Annotated in this window: 1 protein-coding gene; it reads right to left on the reverse strand. The window is 43.7% G+C overall.

The window, feature by feature from the left end; genetic code table 11:
• A partial coding sequence (locus tag ACG94X_RS16790; RefSeq protein WP_419384798.1) for a 3-keto-5-aminohexanoate cleavage protein occupies positions 1–641 on the reverse strand: 641 nt, incomplete at both ends.

Below are 641 nucleotides of genomic sequence, written 5' to 3' on the forward strand. Positions count from 1 at the left end.
CGTGGATGTAAACCCATTGATAAAGCCATTGTGTTAAACGGTAATACATTTTTAAACAATGACTCAGATGTCAGTGTGCAACCATCTGGTGCACGATGGATGAAATTGAAGAAGTTAAATGGATTAGGACCATCGAAACCGCCTGCTATACCAATCCACGTTAAGTTTAATGGACCTGTATAAATACCCTTGCGAACTAAGCGTTCTACAGTTTCTAAAGCATGTATGCCCGTGAGTTGAAAATGCGGTTGGATACCTGAAGCTTGCAAACGACGTAGATGTTCTTCTACCCAACCTGGACCAGCCGGTACGGTCATTTCACGGTAAGCCGCGAAGGTACCTGGTTCACCTAACGTTGTTCCTTCCAGATATTCTGGTGGAATAACTTCTGTGATATTCATTTGCGTGGTGTTAATGGCGATAGTGACCTGATCTGGTTTTGGCGTCAAATCAGCCAACATATGGCGAGCTTCATCACTGAGCCATAACGCAGCTTCACCTTCACTTTCTGGTGCAAAAGAAATCGATCCACCCACCTGAATGATCATGTCAGGTACAGCTTTACGCACGCCTGCAATTAGCTCATTAAACTTAGATAAACGCTTTGAACCTTTGCCATCTAATTCACGCACATGCAAATG

Source organism: Acinetobacter psychrotolerans (genome assembly GCF_048552595.1).
GTDB lineage: Bacteria > Pseudomonadota > Gammaproteobacteria > Pseudomonadales > Moraxellaceae > Acinetobacter.